Source organism: Dehalococcoidia bacterium (assembly GCA_035574915.1).
In the GTDB taxonomy this organism is placed as follows: domain Bacteria; phylum Chloroflexota; class Dehalococcoidia; order DSTF01; family WHTK01; genus DATLYJ01.
On record DATLYJ010000133.1, the window covers coordinates 1 to 20,988 of the forward strand.

Consider the following 20,988-nt stretch of genomic DNA (forward strand, 5'->3'; position numbering starts at 1 on the left):
GCAGCGACAGCCACGCTAGCGCCGGTAGTGCCGTTGGCGGCAAGGGGCCGCGAGGAGAAAAGAAAGGTTGCCTGACTACCTGGAGTTCAAGCGCATCGGGATAATCGGCGTTGGCGTCGTTGGGGGGGCGCTGAGGGCCTATCTGGAGTCACGCGGCATAAAGCCGCTCCTGTACGACCCGGGCCTCGGACTGGGTAGCGCCATCGAAGTGGACGCGGCCGACCTGGTGTTTGCCTGCGTGCCGACACCCTACCAGCCCGGCTCTGGTTTCGATGACAGCATAATGAGAGGTGCGATCGCGGCCCTGAGCGGATCGAAAACCATCGTGATTAAATCCACGGTACTCCCTGGGACCACGGACAGCATTCAAGGGGACTACCCACAACACCGCATCCTCTTCAACCCCGAGTTCCTGCGCGAGAACTCCGCTCTGGAGGACTTTGTCAGACCAGACCGGCAGATTGTCGGGTACGCTCGGCGCTGGGACGCCGAGACTGCTCGAGCGGTCTTGAGGCTGCTGCCCCGGGCGTCCTTCGAGTCGGTCATGCCTGCGCGATCTGCGGAGCTGATCAAGTACGCGACGAACGCTTTTCTGGCCCTCAAGGTGACCTTTGCCAACGAGCTATTCGACCTCGCATGCGCCCTCGACGCGGACTACGAGCTGGTCCGGGCAGGGCTCGCCGCCGACGCCAGGATCGGGCCTTCCCACCTTGATGTGCACGATTCCGGCTATCGGGGCTACGGCGGCAAGTGCCTTCCGAAGGACACGATGGCGCTCCTCGACCTGGCCCGGCAGGTGGGGGCGCCCATCCGCGTCCTGGAGACGGCCCACGCAGTGAACTCGGAGCTACGCGGCGAAGCCATCCTTCATGATCTGGCTGCCGGTGGGGCACCGCTGAAGGACGCCCTCGCGGCCTAACAACCCCTGAGCACCGACGTCCGCCGGCCGGACCCTGCATACGGGAAGTGACAGTCCCGCCCGAGCAGCGGGCGTCTCCCGCCCTACGAAGGGAGAAGCCGAAAGTCGCTGCCTGAGCATGCCGATTATTCCTCAGATGAAGTCCCTAGTGGCGCCTGCCCTGTTCTCCCTGCTAGTCCTCTCATTCCTGTTCCAGGGTGAGCGCGCAGGCGCCGGCGACCTCAGTCACGTCGCCCTCGTAGCGCCGGAAGCGTACCACGGCGCGCTGATGCTGCCGTCGTCCGTGGAGGACCAGACAGACCGCGCCGGCCTGGTGGTCGTCGGGCGGGTTAGTAGCTTGCGATCGCGCGCCGTGCCGGGCGGGATCGTGACGGACGTCACGGTAGGGGTCGAGAGGGCGATCAAGGGAACAGCGGGGCAGAGCCTGACGATCACGGTACAGGGTGGCTCGGCCGGGGGCACGCAGCTCTTCGTAGGCGGCGTGCCGAATTTCGTCGTCTCGGAGCGGGTGTTGCTGTTCCTCAGGAGCGCCAGCGACCTGCGGCTGGTCCAGCTGTGGCAATCTAAGTTCAGCCTCGCGGGCAACGAGGCCGTTCAGCTCGAGTCGGAGACGCGAATGCCCATTGCCGTGCTCGAACGGCGTATTTCCGACCGTCTCGGAAAGCCGGTCGAGATCGGGTCCAGTCAGCAGTCGACGACAGTCATCGCCTACACGACCTTTTGCCAACCCTGGTCGACAGCAGCGATGCCGGTGCCATTCGAGGTGAACGCGATCGGGCCGGGCGCGGGCGGGCCTACCGGTTCGAACTTCGCGCGCCTCGCTTACAACTCGTGGCACAACTGGCAGGCGCTGGCAGACTCCTATCCGTCGTTCCGGCTCACTGGCCTCACGACAGCGCGCGACGGCACCAATCACACGGACGGCTTCAACACAATCGCCTGGGCAGACCTGGACTTCGCCGGTACGGGCGTCATCGGTCTCAACTACTGCACGACTTCGTCCGGGAGCCGGTTCGACTCTGACACTCTGATCGACAACACGGGTTGGATCTGGGATCCGGACGACTCGGACGGGATAACGCCGGGGAAGATCGCGCTGCAGTCCACCATGGAGCACGAACTTGGTCACGGCCTTGGCCTGGGCCACAGCGACGGCGTGTGCGACGGCACGGCGGCGACGCCCTTGATGTGCCCGGTCGTGCAGACCGGCCAGCGCAAAGCGATCCTCGCCGACGACCAGGCCGGCGCGGCTGCGAACTACCCGCTCTCGGGCGCCCCGCCGGGAACGCCCGGCAGCTTTGCCGTGGCTGCTGGGTCTGGCTCGAACACGGTCCAGTGGACGCCGGCATCGGCCACGCCCCTTGCTTACGACATCGAGCGCTCCGACAGCGGCTGTGGTGGCACCTTCAAGTCCGTCCACACGGCGCGGCGCACGGACACGATTTGGATCGACGACAACTACGGCGATGGATTGGGGACGGGGAGCTACTGCTATCGAATGAAGGCGCTGGGCCAGGGCGGCGACTCGGCCTACACAGCGGCGACAGCCCCTGGGGCGGGTTCGACACCAACGCCGACGGCGACAGCGACGGCCACCCGCACTCCTACGCCGACGCCCTCACCGACCGCAACCGCGACCAGCACGGCCACGCCGACGGCAACGAGGACCAGCACACCAACCGCTACTGCGACGGGCACGCCCACGGCGACAGCAACCCCACCGGCGTATGGTGTGAGATGGGACAGCCACAGCACGCCGTCCTCCATTAACACCTCCGCAACAGTAAGCGCGGTCCTGAGCTTCAGCAACAGCGGCACGCTCACCTGGGCCAACAGCGGACCGAACCCCGTGAGGCTTGCCTACCACTGGCGCAACGGCGCCTGCAACGGTACGACCACGGCCGTCTGGGACGGCCTGCGCACCTCACTGCCCGTTAGCGTCTCGGGCGGGGGGAGCGTCACGAACCTGGCGGCATCAGTGCGAGCGCCCTCGGCGCCTGGCACGTATTGTCTGGTCTACGACCTTGTCCGCGAAGGCATCACCTGGTTCAGCACGCAGGGCGCGGCGGTCCTGCCGGTCACGGTAAACGTGTCGCAGCCTCAGTACGGTGTCTCCTGGAATGGGCACACGACGCCGTCCAGCATCCAAACGGGTTCTACGGTGACAGCCTACGTGAGCTTCACCAACAGCGGCAGCGAGACCTGGGGGCCGAGCGGGCCCAACCCCGTGAACCTCGCCTACCACTGGCGTTCGGGAGCGTGTCCGGGAAGCTCGTACACGGTGTGGGACGGAGTGCGGACATCCCTCCCCGCCAATGTGGCGTCCGGTGCAAGCGTTAGCAACCTCGCGACTTCGGTGATTGCGCCGACCCTCCCGGGGACATATTGCCTGGTCTACGACCTCGTGAAAGAAGGCGTGACCTGGTTCTCGACTCAGGGCGCTCCCGGCCTGGCGGTGACCGTGACGGTGAATCAGGCGACCTACGGGGTCACCTGGGGAGCCATTGGCGCACCGTCGTCCATGACGGCAGGCTCGCTGAACACGATTTCGGTGACGTTCACGAATGCGGGGTCGGCGACCTGGAATAACACCACGTCAAACCCGGTCAACTTCTCGTATCACTGGCGCAATGGCGCCTGCGGGGGCACGTCCACGGCCATATGGGATGGGCGCCGCACCGCCCTGCCGTCGAGTGTCGCCAGCGGTGGCACCGTGTCAGCGCTGGCGGCGCAGGTTCAGGCTCCCGCCGCAGCTGGCACTTACTGCCTGGTGCTGGACCTGGTGAAAGAGGGGGTAACCTGGTTCAGTACGCAGGGCGCCTCGACTGTCCGCCGCACCATTAACGTCGTCCCCTGACGCGAGGTCACGACATGCGGCGCAGGCCTGGCTGCGTGGCGAAGATCACGAGGGCGACCGCGGTCAGGGCAGCCCCGGCGGCGACAAGGAAGGCCGTCGCGCCCATCGGCTCGGCGGCCACCCCGGCGAGCAGGCCACCGAGGGGCGAGAAGCCGACCATCCCAAGGCTCTGGATCGACATCACGCGGCCCATCAGGGCGTCCGGCGTGTTCGCCTGTATTAGCGTGCGGTTGAGGTTGATGAAGACGCCGCCGCCCATGCCCCAGACGAACATCAGGACGCACAGGAGGCCAAAAGAGTCCACGACACCCATGAGGGCGACGTCGATGCCCCCAACGGCGAGGTTGAGGATGAACCACGCGCCCTTGTTGCGGAAGTCGCCCACAGACGCGAGCACCAGCGACGTCGCGAGCATGCCGACGGCCATGATGCCGAAGAGCGTGCCGCCCGCGGAGGCGCCGCGGCCCATCTCGTCGCGGACGATTGGCGGAACGAGAGCAAAGACCGGGCCGAGCATGAACAGGCCGGAAGCCATGAGCGTCACGATCAGGGCCTTCATCTCCCGGCTCCGCAGCACGAACTCGAATCCTTCCACCAGCTCCCGCAGGGGGCGCCTGCTTACGGCTGGCCTCGCGGCTTCGGGGATGGTCAGGGGAAGGAGCGCCAGCAGGCCGACGGCGTAGGCTACGGACTGCAGGGCGAAGCCGGCCCCGATCCCCCAGAGGCCGATCGCCGCGCCAGCCGCAATCGGCCCGCCGATCATCATCACGTTCTGTCCGACGGTGCTCATGACGATGGCGTTCATGAGCCGGTCCCGCTCGACCAGGGCGGGCAGCACCGCCGTCCGGACCGGCATCCCGAGAGCGGCGGTGGCGCCGCTGCCGACGGCCACGAGCAGGGCCAGGCCGGGCGTCATCACGCCCGCGAACATTAGCGCTGTCCCGCCCGCAATCACGGCCAGGGAGAGCGACTGCGTCCAGATCAGCAGGGCGCGCCGGCTGGCGCGGTCGGAGAGGACGCCGGCCGGCAGCATGAGGAACATCGCGGGTATGCCGAGGGCGAAGGTGATGAGGCCTCCCCACGAGGCTGGCTGGCCGAGCTCGTCGATCACCAGCCAGACGAAGGCGAAGCGCTGGATGCCCTGCACGAGCGAGAAGGAGAGTGTGTTGAGCCAGAGGAGGCGAAACGCCGGCGAGGAGAAGGCGTCCAGGGTGCGGAGGGCAGGTACCCTCCGGCTAGCAGGAACGGCTGGCGCTCCTGTCTCGGCTGCTCCGGCCATGCGCCGAGTATACGCGGCGCCCGCGCCGGCTTGCGCGGCGCGCACCGGCCAAAGCGTGGACACTGCCCCTGCAGCCAGCTATTCTCAGCCAGCCGCCAGTGAGTCCTGCCCGAAGGAGAGTCGCGCATGAGTGCCCTCAGCATCGCCACCGGATCGCCTCTTCCGCTGGGGGAGCCGGAAGACCTCGGCTTCCTGCCGGACCGCCTGGCGCGCATCGGGCCGGCGATGCAGCGCTACGTGGACGAGGGAAAGGTGCCGAACCTGGTGACCCTGGTGGCGCGCCGCGGACGGATCGTGCACTTCGAGGCGCGCGGCTACATGGACCTCGAGAGCCGGCGTCCCGTCGCCAAAGACACGATCTTCCGCCTTTACTCGAACTCGAAACCGCTCGCGGGGCTGGCGGCCATGATCCTCTTCGAGGAAGGCAAGCTGACGCCGGACGACCCTGTCTCGAAGTTCATACCGGCCTTCAGGAATGCCGTTGTGCGCTCGGACCAGGGCATGCTCCAGGCCGGGTTGACGGAGCCCGCCCGGCGCGAGATCACCGTCCGGGACCTCTTCCGCAACACGAGCGGCATCGCCAGCCCGGGCCGCGTTCCCCTGGCCTACCGGAACCTCTACCGCGCCGAAATGGAGACTCTCGGCTGGCTGACATCAGCCGATGGAAGCAGCGGCTCCCGTAACACGCGCGAACGGGTCGAAGCGCTGGCCCGCCTGCCGCTGAGCTTCCACCCGGGGTCGGCGTACGAGTACCACGCGGGCTACATCGTCATCGGGGCGATCATCGAGGAGATCACGGGGCAGCCTCTGGACCAGTTCTACCGCGAGCGCATCTTCGCCCCTCTGGGCATGGACGACACGTACTGGTACATCGATGACACGCTCCTACCACGCTTCCCGGACTGCTACCGGCCGGCGCAGGTCGAAGGGCAGTGGCGGCTGGTAACCCAGGAGCGGGCGACGGAGAGCGTGAAGCTCCGGGGGCCCAAGACCTTTTTCGGCGCCGGCGGCGACGAAGGCGGCGTCCTGGGGACCATCGGCGACTACGCGCGCTTCGGGCAGATGCTGCTCAATGGCGGCGAGCTCGACGGCACCCGCCTCCTGAGCCGCAAGACCGTGGAGTACATGACCAGCGACCACTCGGAAGGCATGCTCCTGCCGATGCGGGGCCCGGGGTTCGGCTGGGGCATCGGCGTGGTAGTGCGGCACAGCAACGCCGGCCTGCCGGTTTTGCGTTCGGTAGGCGCCTACGGCTGGGCGGGGGCGGCAGGCACGAACTACCTCGCGGACCCGAGAGAGGAGCTTCTCCTCATCTGCTTCACGCAGGTCATGAACCGGCTCATGATGCCGGGCAACACCTACTGGGAGGAGTTCGAGCGGCTCGTCTACCAGTCGCTGGCGTAGCCTGAGGCAGCGGCAATGCCCTTCCTGACCCCCGAACAGCAGGCGCTGGCGACCGAGATTGCGCGCGCGCTCACGGAGAGAGGCGAGACCGTCGCCGTGGCGGAGTCGACCGCCGGGGGCCTGGTCTCGGCGGCGCTGCTCTGGGTTCCGGGCGCGTCGCGCTACTACCGCGGCGGCGGCGTGCTGTACACGCGCCAGTCTCGCATCGCCATGGCGGGCATGACGCCTCAACAGTTCGAGAACTACCGCGGCGCGACGCTGGAGAACGTGGCGGCGATGGCGCAGGCCTTGCGCCAGCGCCTGGAGGCGACGTGGTGCATCGCCGAGGCCGGCACGGCGGGGCCGACGGGAGGGCAGCCCGGACGCACGGTGATCGCGGTCAGCGGCCCCGTGTCGCGCTCTGAGGTGTTCGAGACCGGCAGCGCCGACCGCGAGGCGAACATGGTGGCCTTCGCGACGCGGTCGCTGGAGGTGCTGCTGGAGGCGCTGAGATAGATTGGCACGGGCCTGCTGGCAGGACTGGAGCCGCCAACCCTAACTGTGCTCGGCGCTCCATGGGTGCAACCCTCACGAAGGGGCCCATCCTCATAGACCGGTGTCTTTAGCCACGTGATGCCAGCGTAGCGCGTCTCCCAGGCCCGTGCTCCCGGCGTAGGCGCAATTCCAACCGCTGCATGCAGATCAGTCAGACCGGTTGAAGGTTCAGGTGTGCGTGTCGTGAAGGGAAGACGCCCCGAAACTGAATTGGGAAGTGCCAGATATTGAACGCAGGATTCGGATAAGTGTCATAGGACAGGGCATCCCAACCGATAAGACCTGCTATCCTCCGAATTACCTCAATCTTGCCCGGCGTCAGGACGTACGACCTATCAAGACGCTGATTGGTATCTGCCGTTATGGCACCTAAAAGGACATCGACAATCTGAAGAATAGGCTGCTGCTTTGAGTCGACCTTTCTCAACTCCTTAACGTAGCCAGAACTTCCAATTTTAGCGAGCGCGTGATTCGTGATGATCTGGAGTGTCTCCGCCCGCTTCGGGTAGTGATCAGTACGATTGTCGATCATGAGGTCAACCGGCTCCCCAGCGGCTTTACAGACCTCACGGGCAACGTACTGGTAGGTTCGGTAAAAACGCCTCCTCGGCGTTTGTCCTCCACTTGACGTACGACTGCTTATGTACGATTATGGACTGCCACATCGCCCTCGAGCTCAGTAGCAGGCGAATACCGTCAATCGACGCCTCCACTATAGGGCGGTAATCTCTGACTCGGTTCCATTTCAGTTCGTAGGCAAGTCCATGCTGACTGTATATCTGCTCTAGTCCCTCAATGACATCAAGCAAGTTGGCATAAGGCAGGACGAAGCAACCTATGCCGTAACACGGGGTTTTGCCGGAGTGAATGGAACTCTCATCACCGAACGCTATTGAGCCCATAAGGAGCCTCCTTCACGATTGACGCCATTCTAACTGTTCGAGGATAAGCCGGCTAGATCGCGAAGAATTTCACAGTGCTTTCGGTTCCTATGGCTTCAGCGAGGAGAGACCTGTAAAAGAGAGTCTTTAGGTGGTCACGCCATGTCAGCCCAGTTCGGGCCGACTTTCACGTCTACCTTCAGAGGCACGGCGAGCTCGAAGGAGGCGGGCATGATCCGCAGCAGTAGCTCGCGCATGTCGTCGACCTCGGCGCGGGGTCCCTCGAAGATGAGCTCGTCGTGCACCTGGAGGAGCATGCGCGTCTTGAAGCCGCGCTCCTGCATCTCGCGGTCGACGCGGTTCATCGCGATCTTGATGATGTCGGAAGCGGTGCCCTGAATGGGCATGTTTATTGCCATGCGCTCGGCGGCGGAGCGGATGTTGTAGTTAGAGGAGTGGATATCGGGGATGTAGCGCCGGCGGCCCGCCAGCGTCTCGGCGTAGCCGTCGCGGCGCACCTTCGCCAGCAGTTCCTCCCGCCAGCGCTTCACCGCCTCGTACTTCTCGAAATAGGTCTTGATGAACTGGTTTGCCTCCTCTCGGCTGATGCGCTCGCGGGTGGCCAGGCCGTATTCGCTGAGGCCGTAGAGGACGCCGAAGTTGAAGACCTTGGCACGGTTGCGCTGCAGCTTCGTCACCGACTCGAGGGGCACGCCGAACACCTCCGCCGCCGTGGCGGCGTGGATGTCCTCGTCCGCCAGGAAGGCGTCGATCAGCTTGCGGTCCCCCGACAGGTGGGCGGCGATCCGTAGCTCGATCTGCGAGTAGTCGGCGGAGATGAGGAGGGGGTTCGGGCCGATGTCGCGGGCGACGAACGCGCGGCGGACCTGGCCGCCGAGCTCGCTGCGCACGGGGATGTTCTGGAGGTTCGGGTTGTTGGACGAGAGGCGCCCGGTGGTGGCGACGGCCTGCGAGAACGTCGTGTGGATGCGGCCGTCGCGCGGGTCGACGTAGGCCGGCAGCGCCTCGATGTAGGTGGAGCGCAGCTTCGTGAGTTCGCGCCATTCGAGGAGGATGTCGATGATCGGGTGCACGCCGCGCAGGGCCTCGATGGCCTGGGCGTCGGTCGAGTAGCCCTGCTTGGTCCGGCGCGTCTTCGGCAGCTTGAGCTCCTCGAAGAGCACCTGCGATAACTGCTGCGGCGACCCGAGATTGAAGGGACGGCCGACCTCCGCGTAGGCCTTCTCTTCGAGGTAGCGGATCTGCTCGTTGAGGCCCTTGCCCAGTTCGCGCAGCACGGCGACGTCGCAGGCAATGCCGATCTCCTCCATGCGGGCCAGCACGGGCACGAGCGGCATCTCGATCTCATGGAAAAGCTTCCACATGCCCTGGTCGCGCAGCTCGCGCTCGAGCGGCTCGCGCAGGCGCAGGGTGAAATCGACGTCGGCGGCGCAGTACTCCAGGGCGTCCTCGATGCGCACCTGGTCGATGCCAAGCTGTTTCGAGCCGCTCTTGCCGAGCAGGAGCGTGATCTCCTTCATTTCCTGGCCCAGACGCTGCGACACGAGCCACTTCAGGCTAAGGGCGCCAGCGCCGGGGCGGTCCCCCGTGAGGCTCACGGTCTCGCCCAGGATGTAGGCGGCCAGCGCCGTGTCGAAGGCGTAGCTGCGCGTGGGGACGCCGCGGTCGGCGAGCAGGACGAGGTCGAACTTGCCGTTGTGCGCCGTCTTTTCGGTGCCTTCGTCCGCGAACAGGGGACCGAGCGCGTCCAGCACCGTCTGCAGCGGCAGCTGCGGCGTGCCGCCGAGCTCGACCTGATGCCCCACCGGGATGTATGCGGCCTCGCCGGGCGCGGTGGCAACGGAGATGCCGGCGACGTGGGTGTGAAAGGGGTTGGCAGCGGTGGCCTCGATATTGAAGGCGAACCCTTTCGTCTCGCGGATGCGCGCGACCAGCCGCTGGAGCGCCGGCTCATCGCGGACCGTTTGGTAGTTTGACACTTCCACGCTCGCGGGCTTCGGGCGTGAGATGTCCTCGATGACCGGGGGCAGGCGCGGCACTAGGCTGCGGAACTCGAGCTCGCGCAGCAGCTCGAGCACGCGGTTTCGGTCGTAGCGGCCGAGGACGCAGGCATCGAGGTCAAGACGGACGCCGGGGACATCGCAACGGATGGTGGCCATCTCGCGGGCGCGCCGCACCTGGCCCTCGAACTGCTTGAGGAGGTCGCGCAGCTTGTCCGGCTTCACCTCGTCGATGTGGGCGTAGATGGCATCGATGTCGCCGAACTGGACCAACAGCTTGGTCGCCGTGCCATCGCCGACGCCCGGGATGCCGGGAATGTTGTCGGAGGCATCGCCGCGAAGGGCCTTGAAGTCGCGCATGAGCGGCGGGTCAAACTTGTAGCGCTCCTTCGCCTTCGCGACATCGTACAAGACTATGTCGCGTTGGTAGGGGCGCATCATGTAAAGACTGACGCCCGGCCGGACGAGCTGGATGAAGTCGGTGTCGAGGGTGACGAGGTAGGTGTCTATGCCCTGCTCGACGGCCTGCACCGAAAGCGTGCCGATGACGTCGTCGGCCTCGTAGCCCTGGACGGCGTAAACGGGGATGTTGAAGGCCTCCAACATCTCGATGACGCGGCCGATCTGGCGGGCGATGTCCCAGGCGGCTTGCACGGGCTCGAGGGAGCGCTCGAGGCCGGGCATGGCCTCGGCGGGGACGCCGGCCCTCGCGGCCGCGTCCAGCAGGCCGCGACGGACCTCGTCGCGGCTTTGGGCGGCGAGGACGGCGTCGGCGATCTCCAGGCGCGCCTGGTCCGTGAGGCCCTCGATACTCTCGAGGGAGCGCACGACCTGCGCCTTCATGCCCTCGAAGCGAGTGGCCTTGTAGGTGACGTCAGCCTGGTGGCGGAAGGTGGGCCCGGGGAGGTCCAGGGCGACGGCGACATGCGTCGGCTTGAGGTCGTCGATGACGGCGAGGAGGGTGTTGGTGAAGCCGAAGACGGCGCTGGTCTGTTCGCCCGTGCGGCGCACGGCGAGGGGGTTCTCGCGCAGGGCATAGTAGGCGCGGTGAATGATGCCGTGGCCGTCGAAGATGGCGAGGCGGCGCGGGCGGTCCGGGGGGAGGTTCACGGGGGGATTATACCCCTGAGGCCCGCGGCAATCCGAATGTATGGTCTAAACGCGGACCGGGCGCGGCGTACCATGCGCCGGCGAACCATCGTTGTCCTTTGCCGGCGAAGCGGACCATCCGGCTTGCTCCGGCGCGGGGATGCAGTGCGTCTCCGGGATGGGCGATAAGGGCGGGCGCTGTATACTCCACAGCGCAAGTTTTTCTTCCCACCCCGCCCCTAGAGAGGACCGTTCGTGGAGTACAGGAATCTCGGCAACTCAGGCTTGCAGGTGTCCGTCATCGGCCTGGGGTGCAACAACTTCGGCATGCGGCTTGACGCGGACGCCACGCGGGCCGTGGTCGAGAAATGCATCGACATGGGAATCACGTTCTTCGACACCGCGGACGTCTACGGCGGCCGCGGGAAGTCGGAAGAGTTCCTCGCGCCGGTCCTGAAGCCACACCGGCGCAACATCGTGATCGCGACGAAGTCCGCCAGCCCCATGGGCGAGGGGCCGTACTGGCGTGGCGCCTCCCGCAAGTACCTCATGCACGCCGTCGATGACTGCTTGCGGCGCCTCGATACCGACTACATCGACCTCTATCAGATCCACTTCCCCGACACCTCGACGCCAACCGAGGAGACGATGCGCGCCCTGGACGACATGGTGCGCTCCGGGAAGGTGCGTTACATCGGCTGCAGCAACTACGCCGCCTGGCAGGTGGTGGAGTCGCAGTGGGTCGCGAAGACGCACAACCTCACGCCGTTCATCACGGCGCAGAACCAGTACAACCTCCTGGAGCGCAGCATAGAACGAGAACTGGTGCCGGCATGCAAGAAGTACGGGCTGAGCGTGCTGCCCTACTTCCCGCTGGCCAGCGGCTTCCTCACGGGCAAGTACCGGCCGGGCGAGCCGCCGCCGGAGGGCACGCGCCTGGCCGGCATGGGCCCGATGGCTTCGCGCATCCTCAACGAGCGCAACTACGACACCCTGATGAAGCTCGAGGCAGTCGCCCAACGCACCGGGCACACGATGCTCGAGCTGGCCATCGGCTGGCTGGCATCGCAGCCGTTCATCGGCAGCGTCATTGCCGGCGCGACGAAGCCGGAGCAGGTGGAACAAAACGTGAGGGCGGCCGAGTACCGCCTGACGCCGGAGGAGATGAAGGAGATCGACGAGATCCTCGGCGTAGGGCAGCCGCAGGGGCGGGGCCGGTAGGCGCGCCACAGCAGAGAGTAGACGGCCGGGAACGACGAGCAGAGGACCGGGCCGCGGCCATGGCTGCCCGCCTGCAGATCCCTGCTCATTTGTTGGGCTTTTCTCGCTCACCCCCAGCTTGAGGGGCGATAGGAGCGCGAGGTGGCTTCCGCCGCCGTCTCGACGTAGCCGGCGGCACGAAGGGCGGCCGCGACCTCCTCGATGTGGGCCTGGTCGCGAGTCTCGAGGAGGAGCCGCACGGCGACGCCGCGGACGGGCAGGTGCATGCCCTGGCGGATGTGGTTGACCTCGAGCACATTCGCGGAGCAATCGGCGATGAGACGCAGGAGGGAGGCCAGCGTACCCGGCCGGTCGTCGAGGCCGACCGTAAGCGTCAGGTAGCGCCCGGCGTGCAACAGGCCGTGCTGGACTATGGTAGCGAGCACGTTGATGTCGATGTTGCCGCCGGAAACGACGACAGCCGTCGTCCTGCCCTCCGTCCTGACGGCGCCTGCGATCAGCGCCGCGACGCCAAGCGCGCCCGCCCCCTCCGCCACGAGCTTGCCGCGTTCCAAGAGCATGACGATGCCCTGGGCAATCGCCTCCTCGTCGACCACCACTATGTCGTCGACGTAACGCTCCATCAGGGGAAGCGTTAGCGCTCCCGGCGACGGCACCGCGACGCCGTCGGCGAGGGTGGGCCTGGGGTCGACGTGAGCACGGCGGTGCTCGGCCAGCGAGCGCGCGGCCGCGGGCGCGGCGGCGGCCTGCACGCCCACGACCTTCGCCGAGGGAAGGAGCGCCTTGACCGCGGTCGCGACGCCCGCAATGAGTCCGCCACCGCCGACCGGGACCAGTACCAGCTGCGCCGCGCGGCACTGTTCGGCGAGCTCCAGTCCCACGGTCCCCTGGCCGGCAATGATCGCATCGTCGTCGAAAGGGGGGACCATGACCCGGCGCTCTTCGGCGGCGATGGCAAAGGCCGCGTCCTGGGCTTCGGCAAAGCTTTCGCCTTGCAGCAGCACCGTGGCGCCGTAGCCTCGCGTGGCCTGGAGCTTGGCCAGGGCCGCGTTCTTCGGCATCACCACCTTCGCGCTGACGCCGGCAGCGCGGGCGGCAATGGCGACTCCCTGGGCGTGGTTGCCAGCGCTGGCGGTGACGACACCGCTGGCCCGCTGCTCCGGCGTCAGCATGGCGATCCGGTTCGCGGCGCCCCTTACCTTGAAGGAACCGGTGTGCTGCAAACACTCCGCCTTGAGGTAAACGGGGGCGCCAAAGGTCTCGCTGAGGCTGAGGGAGTGCAGGCAGGGCGTCTCGACCGCGACGCCGTACACGACGCCGGCGGCGGCGCGAATGTCGTCAATTGTGACCACGGCTCAGGCCTCGCTGCCGCGAAGGTGACAGCAGTCGTTCAGGGTGAGAAGGGTCGCTCGCGCGCGGCCCGGCGGCGGGTCGCCGCCATCATGGACGTGGATGATGGTAAGAGAGCAGTTGTCGATGGCGAAGGGCATCGGACGGCGATAGGGCAGGCCGAGCACGAGCTGGCTGAAGAGGGCGATGGGGCCGCCGTGCGAGACGACGGCCACCGTCTCTTCCGGGTGCCGCTCTGCCACCTCCCACATGGCGGCGGTGACGCGAGTAAAGAAGGCCTCGCGTCCTTCCTCCCCGGGGTAGATGCGCTCGGCGGGGCGGCCATCCGGCCCGACGGCCGGCCCGCCGAAGCGCTGCCGCAACTCCTGGTAGGTGGCGCCGGCCAGCGAGCCGAAGTCGTATTCGCGCACGCCCGGCAGTTCGACGGGCGGGCAGCCCAGTTGCCCGGCGATGGCCCGCGCCGTGTTTGCGGCGCGCAGGAGGGGACTGGTGTAGACCGCCGTTACTCCCATCCCCTGCAACCGCGCGGCAGTCTTCAACGCCTGGACGCGGCCTTTCGGGGTAAGGTCGTAGTCGGTATGGCCCTGGAGGCGGCCTTCGAAGTTGCCGACGCTCTCGCCGTGACGGACGAGCACCAGCCTCATCGCGGCTAGAGGGCGGTCCGGGAGGGGCCTGGCGCCGCGGGGCCGCGACCGCCCGCTGGCACTGCCACTTCGAGGAAGTTCTTCAGCATCCTCGCCGTGGCGCCCCAGACGAGGTGCTCGCGCCAGCGGAAGGACTCCATCTCCGATACACGTCCGTCAGGGAATGTGCGCAGCTCGCGGACGAGGTTCACGGGGTCCAGCAGGTGCGGCAGCGGTACTTCGAGGACCTCCGCGACCTCGTGCTCCTGCGGGCGCCAGCGGTAGGGCGCCGCTTGCGGGTCGATCACGCCCACGTACGGCGTTACATGGAACTGACTCACGGTGATGAAATCGTCCAGGCGGCCGATGACCTCGACGTGCTTCGGGTGGAGCCCGATCTCTTCGTAGCTCTCGCGCAGGGCGGTCGCCATGAGGTCCGCGTCTTCGGGGTCGTGGGCCCCGCCCGGGAAGCTGATCTCTCCCTTGTGATGCTCCACCCGGTCGGTGCGCTTGGTGAGGACGATGTGGAGGTCGTCGCCGAGCTGGTAGACCGGGATGAGGACGGCGGCGCGCGGCCTCTCTTCGACGGGCAGGGCGGCGTGGACGTAGGCGGACAGCCGGGCGCGTATGTCGGCGATCACGGCAGTATTATGCCGCGACCAGCGGGGCAGCGTCATAGACGAAACCTGGCCTCGCTTTACAGAAGGCGAAGCCGCTGTCTATTCTCGAAGGCCATGGCCGACGCAAAGCAGTTCCGCGCGCCCCGGGGCGTGGCGGACATCCTGCCTGAGGAGCAGCCGTACTGGCGGTGGGTCCGGGACACGGCCGCGCGCATCGCCGAGTCCTACGGCTACCAGCGCATCGACACGCCGATCTTCGAGTTCGCGGGCGTCTGGGAGCGGCGCGAGGCAGCGGGTACCGACATCGTCGACAAGGAGATCTACCGTTTTCGGGACCGCGGCGGCGACGAGCTTGCGCTGCGGCCGGACGTTACGGCGGGAGTATGCCGGGCCTATATCCAGCACGGCATGGCCTCGCGGCCGCAGCCCGTGCGCCTCTACTACATCGGGCCGGTGTTCCGCTACGACCGCCCCCAGGCCGGCCGGTACCGTGTCCACCACCAGTTCGGCGCCGAGGCGATCGGAGATGAGAGCGCCGCGCTGGACGCGGAGGTCATCGACCTGCTGCGGACGCTGTACGACACCCTGGGCCTTTCGGACTATCTCCTGCACCTCAACAGCATCGGCGACGGGCGCTGCCGGCCGGCGTACATCGAGCGCCTGCGCGCCTACTATCGCGACAAACTCGACCGCCTCTGCGGGGATTGCCGCCGGCGCTTCGAGGTCAACCCCCTGCGCCTGCTGGACTGCAAGAATGAGCCCTGCCAGCCCTTCAAGCCGGGCGCACCCAAGATCGCCGATTACCTCTGCGAAGCGTGCGCCGCGCACTTCGGGGCGCTCCAGAGCTACCTCGAGGCCCTCGGCATCGATTTCGACATCGACCACACGCTGGTGCGCGGGCTCGACTACTACACGCGCACGGCCTTCGAATTCATACCGCGCGGCGACGAGTCGCAGCAGGGGACGCTCGGCGGCGGCGGACGCTACGACGGGCTGATCGAGCAGCTTGGCGGCCGGCCGACGCCGGGAGTCGGGTTCGGCACGGGCATCGAGCGGATCATCCTGAACCTCAAGCGCAAGGAGGTCGGCCCGCCGCCGCCGGCGCCTCCTGACGCCTTCATCGCCGTGGCCGCCGCCGAGGCCCAGGCAGCAGCCCTGCGCCTGGCGCGGGACCTGCGGGCCAGGGGTGCGACCGTAGTCCTCGGGGCAGCGGAGCGCAGCCTCAAGGCGCAGATGCGGCAGGCGGACGCCATGGGCGCCCGGCGGGCGCTGATCCTGGGCCGGGAGGAGCTGGAAGGCGGGGCCGTGACGGTGCGGGACCTCGAGGCGGCGACGCAGGAGCGCGTCGCGTTGGGGGAGCTGCCGCGCCTGTTCGCGCGCTAAAGCCGCACAGAAGCCGGCACTCCCCGCGAGGCGAATCGTTGCAAAGTCATAACAATGAGCGCTGACTCGTTGACAAGAAACGTTTCCCCGCAATAGAGTCCCACAATTCTCAACCCCGGCGGCCCGGACTAGTGTTGCCAAAGATTGTCACGTGAGGCCAGTTATGTCCGGCCGGCTATGGTTTGGCACGCTCGCCGCATCCGCGGCACTCATCGTCGGCGCGCAGCCCACGACTGACATGGGGCTGGACTTGCCCCGACGCCACAGGGCAGAAGCGATTGAGTCCGAGGCCATCAGCCTGGCGCCGGCCAATGCGACGTTCAACTCGCCCGTCCCGGACTCCATCTTGAACTCGCTCGAGGTTCGCGCCGGACGCATCGCACCGGAGGGCTGGCAGCTCGCCCGGGGTGTTGTCCGTCTGGAAAATGGAGGCCCCACTGACCACTATGCCTCTCTGGGAGAAGACGAAACGGAACTGGTTTCTTCGCCCTTCACGATCCGGCCCGAGACGACAAAGATAGGGTTCCAGTACAAGTTCTTCGAGCGCGGCGAGCAGCGCAACGCCCTTCGAGTGTTCGTGCTGTCTGGTCCGAATTACGAACACCGAACCGAAGTTGCACGGCTCTCCTGCGCCTGCGAGAGGGAGTGGCAGAAACAGTTCATTCTTGTGGAGAGGTGGGCAGGTCAAAACATACGCCTGAAGTTTGTGCGGGACAAAGGCTCTAATGGGGCCATTGGTATCGATGATGTGGCGATGGACCAACTGGAAGCGCGATTAGGGAGAGGTGGCCGCAAGTCAGCTAAGGCGGCCGACCCCGTAGACACTACGAACGGGAACTTCGCCATCCACAGCACAGACCTTGTGCTGCCGGCCGTAGGGGCCGACCTCAGTTTCACGCGGTTTTACAACTCGAATTCGACATTCAACGGCACCTTGGGATACGGCTGGACAAACACCTACAGCTTCGGGTTAACACCTGAATCTGATGGCTCCGTGACCGTACGCTACCCGGATGGGCAGACAGCGAACTTCACTCGCGGAGGGCCAGCCCCCACAGCTGACGGTGTCACCGTGACTTCCGGAAGCGGGGACCTGTCGTGGAGTCACACCACGCCGGATCAGAATAACGGGGGCCCCCTTTACAACCGCATCCTGCTAGTTGGCACTTGGTATAAGCACCAGGAGGTAGAGCACGAGTATGGGTATGATATCGTTGGCGCCCCAGAATTCGTGACTTATGGGGGTAACGCGCTCCAGCTCCTCGCAAGGAATCAATGCGTTACTGGATGGCATGCGACCTGCGGCATGTCGATGGATGTCTGGTACTTGCTGAACCCACCGGGGGGGACGGCCACGATCTCGGTTGACTACCCGTACCTTGCAGGCTCGCCGGCCAGGCTCGCGACGGCCATTTCTATCAGTGGTGCAGCCCAGTCTTCGCCGTCGGCGGTAAGCAACTTGGACGGTTACACGACTTTCCCCGGGACCAACGCTTTGGCAGTTGACTTCGCTGGCATCATCAGCGAGCTGTTTGCCCCGTTAACGCCCGGATCCTCTCAGACGCAGCTCTCTAACTTCGCTTATGACTCCAAGCGTATGGGAAGCTCTAAGGCCGTTACGCCTCTGGTTATGGGATGGAGCAGCGGCCAGTCGACGATGCCCTACATAGCTGTCCGCATGGAAGCACCGCTCCCCATTCCCTTCCAAGCGCCGCCAGGCACATTTGATTCGCTGGTGGCCAATGTAGATGGCACCTACACGCTTACGACTCCCGGCCAGGTCAGCTACAGCTTCGACGCCTCCGGGAGACTCACAAGCATCAAGGACCGCAACAACAACACGACTATCGTCGCTTACAGCAGCGGACGAGTGAGCACGGTAACCGGGCCTGGCGGCAAGACGCTTACATTCTCCTATACGTCTGGCCGCGTTACCACGATAACGGACTCCGCCGGGCGGACGGTGCAATTTGCCTACAACGGCAGCGGCGATCTGGTTCAGGCCACTGATGTTGGCGGCGGCGTGACGACGTACTCCTACAGCAACCACCGCATGACATCGTCGGTCGATCCCGGCGGAAAGACCACCTTCCAGAACACCTTCGATAGTTCCAACCGAGTGACCAAGCAGGTAGACGCGGCAGGCGGTGTTACCTGCTTCTACTACGCCTCGGCATCGAATGGCGCCGCGGGGTGCCCGACAATCTCCCCGAACCCTGGTAGTGGCAAGACTGCGGTACTGAACCCGCGTGGCTACAAGACGACCTACACTTTCGACTCTTCCTTCAGAACAACGCAGGTTCTGAACCACCTTGGCGGGACAACGACCTACACCTACGACAGCAACGACAATACTTTGTGCGTCACAGATCCGCTGGGCCGTAAGACATCCTTTTCTTACGGGACCGCCGGGAACGTAACCCAGGCCATCGACGCCCTGAACACCAACTCGAACTGCAGCCTCATCGCCAACGGCAAGAAGTGGACATTCACCTATACGTCCCTCAACGACCTCGACACCGCTACTGACCCGCTTGGCCGCGTCACGGACTACGCCTACAACGCCAGCGGCAATCTCGTCGAGGTGCACTTTAAGGACGCCTCAGGGGTAATCAAGAAGAGGGACTGCTTCACGGTCAATGCTCAAGGTCTGATTACTGAGGCCATAGCCTCCACTACCCTCACGGACTGCACCGGCTACAAGACCAAATACGAATACAATGCCGCGGGCGACATGAGTGCAAAGGTCGATCCGCGCTTCGCGGTACCGGGCACGCCGAAGACGACGTTCTCTTACGACGGTGCAGGGCGGCTCACTTCAGTAACAGACGAACTCGGGCGTGTAACAGCGTTTACTTATAACGCCCGCGGCCACAGGCTGACGGTCACAGATAGTCTCAATAACACGACAACTTACACCTACAACTGGCGCGGCGCTATCCTGACTGTAACCGACCCTCTGAACAGGACCACCACCTTCACCTATGACAACCTGTACCGCACCGCCACCGTGACGGACGCGGCTAACGGAGTTACGTTGTACGCGTACGACGCCAACAGCAACGTTACCAGTGTTACCAATGCGCGTGGGAAAACCAGCACCGCCGCGTATGATGCCCTGGACCGCGTGACCTCGACGACGGACCCTAACAACCTGACCACCTCACTTCAGTACGACGCAGCTGGGAACGTAACTCAGCGCACAGACGCGCGGAGTTGCGTAACCGGGTATGCGTACGATGCGCTCAATCGCTTGACCGCCGTGACCTACACGACCTGCGGATCAATTGCCACCTCGAGCGTGAGCTTCCAGTACGACGCGATGAGTAACCGCACCCAAATGACAGACGGGACGGGCACGACGACCTATGGATACGACGCGCTCAATCGCCTCATTGGCGTGACCTTCCCTGGCAATAAGGTAGTCTCCTACCAGTACAGCAATGTCGGAAACCGTAGCCGGACAACATACCCCGACGGCAAGTACGTTGACTACGCCTACGACGCAGCGGGTAACATCACGAGCATCTCCGACTGGGGCGGCCGTCAGACAAGCTACGCGTATAACAGTGCCGGCCAGCTCACCAGCGTGACGCTCCCGTCTGGGACCGGCCTCGTTGGTTCATACACCTACGATGGCGCTGGCCGCCTGACAGGTACGTCCTGGGTCAAGGGGGGTAGCCAGACGCTCGCCTTCAACACTTACACATTGAACGCTGCAGGGGTCCGCACCCAGATGGTGGACGGTTCCGGCACGACGACCTACGCATACGACAACCTCTACCGCCTCACGTCTGTCACGTACCCGGGTTCCCAGACTGACACCTACACCTACGATGCGAACGGCAACCGCCTGACAAAGAACAGCACCACCTACATCTACGACAACGCCGACCAGCTCACCAGCGCCGGCAGCGTGACTTACAGCTACGACAGCAACGGTAACGTCACCGCCCGCGGCTCCGATACGCTTGCCTGGGACCACGAGAACAGGCTCAAGACCGCCACCATTGGCGGCGTCTCCGACTCTTATGCGTACAATGGTGATGGCCTGCGTATGAGCCGCACAATTGGGACGCAGACGAACAGCTACGTCTGGGATGTCGCCGCGGGCCTGCCGGTGATCCTGCAGGACAGCAACGGCAGCTCTACGACTACCTACGTGTACGGCCCCACGGGCATGCTGTACTGGGTTGACGGCCTCGGGAACGCGGCCTACCGCCTCACGGACGGCCTCGGGTCGACGGTGGCCCTCTGCGACGCCTCGGGTAACGTCACTGACACCTGGACCTACGACGTCTTCGGCGCCGTGCGCAGCCACTCGGGTCCCAGCACCACGGAGTTCACCTTCACGGGCGAGCAGAACGACCCCAACGGCCTCGAGTACCTCCGCGCCCGCTACTACGACCCGGCGACGGGGCGCTTCCTGTCGCGGGACCCGCTCGGCGGCGGCTATCCGTACGCCGGCAACAGCCCCACGAACTTCATCGACCCGACGGGGCTGTACCGGCAGTGCGGCTGGAGCGATGAATGGCAGGCGACCGTTTGCTGGGAGTCGACGGAGATCGGCGACCCTGCCTGCTCCCCGGAAGGCGACTGCTATCTGTATATTGGCGACGGTCATCCCGAGCACCCATACGACAGGATCGAGCTGGCGGAGCGCTTCGGCGACGCCTGCGTGTTCGCAAGCGCGGCAGTCCGCCACTGCTTCACGGGTCAGGATTCCTACATCGACCCGAACGACTGGGTACGAGCACAGGTTTACGGGATGGCTGTGCGCATCGTAAACGCGTTCATCAGCTCAGGC

13 protein-coding genes are annotated in these 20,988 nt (G+C 65.5%); 7 read left to right on the forward strand and 6 right to left on the reverse strand.

Annotated features, from left to right (window positions below):
- Positions 1-67: 67 nt before the first annotated feature.
- Positions 68-919 (forward strand): hypothetical protein, encoded by an 852-nt coding sequence (locus VNN10_12520; protein HXH22842.1) that lies wholly within the window; start codon positions 68-70, stop codon positions 917-919.
- Positions 920-1,055: 136 nt separating this feature from the next.
- A complete protein-coding gene (locus VNN10_12525; GenBank protein HXH22843.1) occupies positions 1,056-3,776 on the forward strand; it encodes a hypothetical protein in 2,721 nt (906 codons plus the stop codon).
- A gap of 7 nt (positions 3,777-3,783) precedes the next feature.
- Here the strand turns inward: VNN10_12525 and VNN10_12530 are convergent, their stop codons facing one another.
- Positions 3,784-5,055 carry an MFS transporter gene (locus VNN10_12530; GenBank protein HXH22844.1) on the reverse strand — a complete coding sequence of 424 codons (1,272 nt, stop codon included), beginning with the start codon at positions 5,053-5,055 and terminating at the stop codon, positions 3,784-3,786.
- A gap of 126 nt (positions 5,056-5,181) precedes the next feature.
- Here VNN10_12530 and VNN10_12535 point away from each other — a divergent pair, with 126 nt between their 5' ends.
- Both VNN10_12535 and VNN10_12540 read left to right on the forward strand, forming a co-directional pair.
- Positions 5,182-6,459: a serine hydrolase domain-containing protein gene (locus tag VNN10_12535; protein HXH22845.1), complete on the forward strand. Its 1,278-nt coding sequence runs from the start codon at positions 5,182-5,184 to the stop codon at positions 6,457-6,459.
- Positions 6,460-6,474: 15 nt separating this feature from the next.
- Positions 6,475-6,954, forward strand: coding sequence for a CinA family protein (locus tag VNN10_12540; protein HXH22846.1), 480 nt, complete (start codon positions 6,475-6,477; stop codon positions 6,952-6,954).
- Between the two features lie 190 nt (positions 6,955-7,144).
- Here VNN10_12540 and VNN10_12545 read toward each other — a convergent pair whose 3' ends face one another.
- Both VNN10_12545 and polA read right to left on the reverse strand, forming a co-directional pair.
- Positions 7,145-7,525, reverse strand: a complete 381-nt coding sequence (locus VNN10_12545; GenBank protein ID HXH22847.1) for a hypothetical protein — start codon at positions 7,523-7,525, stop codon at positions 7,145-7,147.
- A 504-nt stretch (positions 7,526-8,029) separates the two neighbouring features.
- Entirely contained in the window at positions 8,030-11,005 is a 2,976-nt protein-coding gene (gene polA, locus VNN10_12550) for a DNA polymerase I (GenBank protein HXH22848.1), read from the reverse strand.
- A 234-nt stretch (positions 11,006-11,239) separates the two neighbouring features.
- Between polA and VNN10_12555 the strand changes: the two genes are divergently transcribed.
- Entirely contained in the window at positions 11,240-12,205 is a 966-nt protein-coding gene (locus VNN10_12555) for an aldo/keto reductase (protein ID HXH22849.1), read from the forward strand.
- A 107-nt stretch (positions 12,206-12,312) separates the two neighbouring features.
- Here VNN10_12555 and ilvA read toward each other — a convergent pair whose 3' ends face one another.
- Genes ilvA through VNN10_12570 form a run of 3 tightly spaced genes read right to left on the reverse strand, consistent with a single transcriptional unit; the run spans position 12,313 to position 14,819 of the window.
- A complete protein-coding gene (gene ilvA / locus VNN10_12560; GenBank protein ID HXH22850.1) occupies positions 12,313-13,557 on the reverse strand; it encodes a threonine ammonia-lyase in 1,245 nt (414 codons plus the stop codon).
- Between the two features lie 3 nt (positions 13,558-13,560).
- A complete protein-coding gene (locus tag VNN10_12565) occupies positions 13,561-14,199 on the reverse strand; it encodes a histidine phosphatase family protein (protein HXH22851.1) in 639 nt (212 codons plus the stop codon).
- A gap of 5 nt (positions 14,200-14,204) precedes the next feature.
- Positions 14,205-14,819, reverse strand: a complete 615-nt coding sequence (locus VNN10_12570) for a CoA pyrophosphatase (protein ID HXH22852.1) — start codon at positions 14,817-14,819, stop codon at positions 14,205-14,207.
- 93 nt (positions 14,820-14,912) lie between these two features.
- Here VNN10_12570 and hisS point away from each other — a divergent pair, with 93 nt between their 5' ends.
- Both hisS and VNN10_12580 read left to right on the forward strand, forming a co-directional pair.
- A complete protein-coding gene (gene hisS / locus VNN10_12575) occupies positions 14,913-16,181 on the forward strand; it encodes a histidine--tRNA ligase (protein ID HXH22853.1) in 1,269 nt (422 codons plus the stop codon).
- A gap of 1,735 nt (positions 16,182-17,916) precedes the next feature.
- The coding region (locus VNN10_12580; protein HXH22854.1) for an RHS repeat-associated core domain-containing protein at positions 17,917-20,988 on the forward strand (3,072 nt) is incomplete at its 3' end.

Coding starts and splice junctions, on each gene's coding strand:
- VNN10_12525 (HXH22843.1), top strand. CDS start 1,056: ATGAAGTCCCTAGTGGCGCCTGCCCTGTTCTCCCTGCTAGTCCTCTCA.
- VNN10_12530 (HXH22844.1), bottom strand. CDS start 5,055: ATGGCCGGAGCAGCCGAGACAGGAGCGCCAGCCGTTCCTGCTAGCCGG.
- VNN10_12535 (HXH22845.1), top strand. CDS start 5,182: ATGAGTGCCCTCAGCATCGCCACCGGATCGCCTCTTCCGCTGGGGGAG.
- VNN10_12540 (HXH22846.1), top strand. CDS start 6,475: ATGCCCTTCCTGACCCCCGAACAGCAGGCGCTGGCGACCGAGATTGCG.
- VNN10_12545 (HXH22847.1), bottom strand. CDS start 7,525: ATGATCGACAATCGTACTGATCACTACCCGAAGCGGGCGGAGACACTC.
- VNN10_12565 (HXH22851.1), bottom strand. CDS start 14,199: ATGAGGCTGGTGCTCGTCCGTCACGGCGAGAGCGTCGGCAACTTCGAA.
- hisS (HXH22853.1), top strand. CDS start 14,913: ATGGCCGACGCAAAGCAGTTCCGCGCGCCCCGGGGCGTGGCGGACATC.